At 25.3% G+C, this 4,037-nt stretch carries 5 protein-coding genes; all 5 read left to right on the forward strand.

The genetic code is table 11. The features are described from left to right. Positions 1-191: 191 nt before the first annotated feature. Positions 192-992 (forward strand): GTP pyrophosphokinase, encoded by an 801-nt coding sequence (locus tag J7G74_RS08065; RefSeq protein ID WP_297133915.1) that lies wholly within the window; start codon positions 192-194, stop codon positions 990-992. 56 nt (positions 993-1,048) lie between these two features. Then, entirely contained in the window at positions 1,049-1,741 is a 693-nt protein-coding gene (locus J7G74_RS08070) for a metallophosphoesterase (RefSeq protein ID WP_297133917.1), read from the forward strand. A 98-nt stretch (positions 1,742-1,839) separates the two neighbouring features. Next, complete coding sequence (locus J7G74_RS08075) at positions 1,840-2,532, forward strand: hypothetical protein (protein ID WP_297133919.1); 693 nt, start codon at positions 1,840-1,842, stop codon at positions 2,530-2,532. A 220-nt stretch (positions 2,533-2,752) separates the two neighbouring features. Continuing rightward, a complete protein-coding gene (locus J7G74_RS08080; protein ID WP_297133921.1) occupies positions 2,753-3,310 on the forward strand; it encodes a 5' nucleotidase, NT5C type in 558 nt (185 codons plus the stop codon). A 31-nt stretch (positions 3,311-3,341) separates the two neighbouring features. Further along, complete coding sequence (locus J7G74_RS08085) at positions 3,342-3,827, forward strand: hypothetical protein (RefSeq protein ID WP_297133923.1); 486 nt, start codon at positions 3,342-3,344, stop codon at positions 3,825-3,827. The last annotated feature ends 210 nt before the right edge of the window (positions 3,828-4,037 follow it).

The following is a 4,037-nucleotide window of genomic DNA, read 5'->3' on the forward strand; positions in this document are numbered from 1 at the left end:
AATGGATTGACCTGTAATTATAAAGAATACTATTCTTTTAGAAGTACAATTGTTTCTATGATAAGTTATTTAAGTGATCTAAATGAAATAGAATATGTGATAAAACAAGGAGAAATGCTTTATTATTCTAAAAAAGCATAATTTATGATAAAATATATATGATTTCAAAACTAGTATAAAGGGTGAATAATATGAAGTATGAAAAATGGGATGAAGTATTAGCTCCTTATGAACATGCTGTTCAAGAACTAAAGGTGAAATTTAAGAATATAAGACAAGAGTTTCTTACAAAGGGTGAGTATTCTCCTATTGAATTCGTAACAGGTAGAACAAAAAAAATCTCATCTATAATATCAAAAGCAAATAGATTGGATGCTGAAGATATTGAAAAAGAAATTGAAGATATAGCAGGAATAAGAATAATGTGTCAGTTTGTTGAAGATATTTACACATTAGTAGATTTAATAAAGGCTAGAACAGATATGACTGTAATATATGAAAAAGACTATATTACTAATTTTAAAGAGAGTGGTTATAGAAGTTACCACGTTATAATCAACTATCCCATAAATTCTATAGCAGGGTACAAAGAAATAATTTGTGAAATTCAAATAAGAACATTAGCAATGAATTTCTGGGCTACTATAGAACATTCTTTAAAATATAAATATGAGCATTACATACCGGAGGATGTTGCTGTGAGACTTAGGAGAGCTGCAGATGCTGCTTTCTTATTAGATCAAGAAATGAGTGAAATAAGAGAAGAGATTATGAAGGCTCAAGTAATGTTTCAGGCAAAATCTATAACAATAAGAGAAGTTTTAGTAATGATACAAGAATTATATGATTTAGGGGAAATTAGTAGAGCAATAAATTATCAAAGAAGACTTGATAGAATTGATAGTCAAAAAGATATAAAAGAAATTGAAGCTTTAAAGAAAGAAGTTGAAGAAATATTACAGTACTATAAAGGTACAAAAATAGATTATTAATGGGGGCTGTCTTAATAAATTTAAGGCAGCTTTTTATTAGTAGGAAGGATGTAAGTATGAGTTTATATGCGATAGGTGATCTACATTTTTCTACCTCGGTAAACAAGCCTATGGACATATTTGGAGGAAATTGGGATAATCACCAAAACAAAATAATAAGTAATTGGAAAGAAATTATAACTGAAGATGATACAGTATTAGTACTTGGAGACACATCTTGGGGTATGAATATGAATGAAGCCAAAGAAGATCTTGATATAATAAATAATCTTCCAGGTCATAAGATTTTTATAAAAGGAAATCATGATTTTTGGTGGTCTTCTCTTAGCAAACTAAAAAAAATGTATGGTGAAATGACATTTTTACAAAATAGCTTTTATAAATATGAAAACTTAGGTATATGTGGAAGTAGAGGATGGCTTTGTCCAAATGAAGTCAAATTTGATAAAGATGATGAAAAAATATATAAAAGAGAAATATTAAGATTAAAGATGTCATTAGATTCAGCAATTAAAGCAGGATGTGAAGAGTTAATAGTTATAACTCATTATCCACCAACAAATGATAAATTAGATGAATCAGAATTCACAAAACTTTATGAGCAGTATAATGTGAAAATAGTTATATATGGTCATTTACATGGACAAGAATCTTTTGATATGGGCCTTAAAGGTATGAGAAATAATGTAGAGTATATATTGGCATCGTGTGATTACATAGATTTTAAACCTATAAAAATAATGGAGTAAGAATTAAGAAAAATGTAAATACTATTAAACATAATGTCTAAGAACTAAATGTGGGGAATATTAGCAATTTTATTTATTTTATAAAGGAGTGTTAATAAATGAGATGGATATTAGTATTTATACTTTTATATCTTATACCACTGACGGTACTCTTTAAAAATTATAAAAATTTTAAACGAGCGTGTATTTATGGAAGTATTTATATTGTCTTAGCTACTACAATAGTAATAAGTAATATATATTTAAGCGGGATAAAGATTATAGAAGAAACGCTAGATTATGAAAATGATTTGGTTTTAGAAACTTATTTAGATTACTATGAATCAAACTATGAAACGGAAGTAAAATCTTCAAAAAATCTAGATTTACAAAAAATAGATGAATTCAAAAAGGATATATATTCTATTGAAAGAGTAGCATTGATTCCTATGAGAGATTGTCTTCCTTATACAAATAATCTACAAAAAAGTTTATCTAACCTAACAAGTATTAAGAGTGATGTTGTCTATGCAATGGAAATGTGTAAAGATGTAGTAAAGGTTTATGATGAAATGGAAGTACCTAGACTCTCTAAAGAAGAGTATATAAAAGTATTGGATACAGCTAGGTTGAATTTTAAAAGAGCTTATGAATTAAGAACATTGGCTATGGAAAATTCAATTATGTTGATTGATACTAAGAATCCAATTTATATTAATAAAATTAATCAGTATTTAAAATTATCAGATAAAGAAATACATAGTTTTAAAGAAAATATAGAAAATTTAAAATTAAATATAGATAAAAAATAAAGTTTTGCAAATTAAACTTATTTCTAATGGGCTGTCGCATTAACAATTTTGAATTGTCATGTGACAGTTCTTTTTTATTGTATATTTACAATTTAATACTATACACATAGAATAGAAATAATTAAAATATATACTGTGAAGATAATAATATTAATATGACTGTTTTTGATTTAAACTTATTAATATGATATAATTATTTTTTCATAAAGAGGGTGATATAATGAGTAATTTAAACATCTGTATAGATATAGATGGAACTATAACTAGTCCATATCATTTCATTTCTTACCTCAATGAAATGTGTAATAAAAATATAAAAGAAAAAGATATTACTACAGTTTATTGGTCTAAGTTATATGATGAAGACAGTGATAAATTAATGAAGAAATTTCATGATAAATATATGTATTCATATGATGAAGCTGAACTTGTAGAGAATGCATTAGAGGTATTAGAGGATTTATATAGAGATAATAATCTTTATTTTGTAACCGCAAGGGGAGAAGAGTTAAAGGATATAACTTTAAATTGGTTAAAGAAGAAAGAACTATCTAAAATTCATATTTATATGCTTGGTAGTGATTATAAAATAGATAAAGCAAAAGAATTAAATTGTGATATTTTTATAGAAGATAATCCTTTAAATGCTATGCAATTAGCACAGTGTGGAATAAAGGTATTATTAATAGACACAAATTATAATAAAGATATATACCATGAAAACATAACGAGAGTTAAGGATTGGAAACAGATAAAAGAAATAATAAATAATATATAGTTTATATTTATTGAAAAGGAGGCGGAAGATTATGATACAGCTTAAGTTAAAGAATAAAAAGGGCCAGTTTAACGTTAGTAGTAAAGAAGTAAAGGATATATTGGAAATTAGGTCAGATATAGATTTAGTACAAGATATATCAAATACTACTAATCAATCAAATATAATGGTATTTGACTGTAAACTAGCTGAAAGTATATTTTCAAAAGAATTAGCTATTCAGCTTATAGAAGAATCATCTGGAGAATTAGATGAATCATTTTTTGATTTATTCTTTGAAGATGTAAAAGCCTTCTTGAAAGATACTACAGATGAGATCGAAGCGGAGTTACAAGAGTTATATTTAGTTGATAATATTAGATGTTGCTTTGATATATATAGTATTAACGATGAATTTACAGATTTTAAATTCGTATTCGTTGTTAGTTTTAAAGATATAGGTATAGCTAATCTAGAAAATTTAGCTAGGATAGTATCTAAAAGACAATTAGTAGGAGCGTCTAAATTTTATTGTTAAAAATTAATATATTAATTAAACCACATCTATATTTTATAGTTGTGGTTTTTATTTTATAAGATAAGGCAAAGAGTTATGCGATTTTTTATATTAATTTTGTTAAAAAAATAATAAATTTTTAGTAGTAATATGTTTGAAAAAACAATATATCTCTACAAATATATATATTCAATTTATATATTAAAAGTATTTTTAGTATTATTAATATAG

It is taken from the genome of Terrisporobacter sp. (assembly GCF_017888745.1).
Taxonomy (GTDB): domain Bacteria; phylum Bacillota; class Clostridia; order Peptostreptococcales; family Peptostreptococcaceae; genus Terrisporobacter.

Bases quoted from the DNA above. Each gene is read 5' to 3' on its own strand.
- J7G74_RS08065 (WP_297133915.1), top strand. From the start codon at position 192: ATGAAGTATGAAAAATGGGATGAAGTATTAGCTCCTTATGAACATGCT.
- J7G74_RS08070 (WP_297133917.1), top strand. From the start codon at position 1,049: ATGAGTTTATATGCGATAGGTGATCTACATTTTTCTACCTCGGTAAAC.
- J7G74_RS08075 (WP_297133919.1), top strand. From the start codon at position 1,840: ATGAGATGGATATTAGTATTTATACTTTTATATCTTATACCACTGACG.
- J7G74_RS08080 (WP_297133921.1), top strand. From the start codon at position 2,753: ATGAGTAATTTAAACATCTGTATAGATATAGATGGAACTATAACTAGT.
- J7G74_RS08085 (WP_297133923.1), top strand. From the start codon at position 3,342: ATGATACAGCTTAAGTTAAAGAATAAAAAGGGCCAGTTTAACGTTAGT.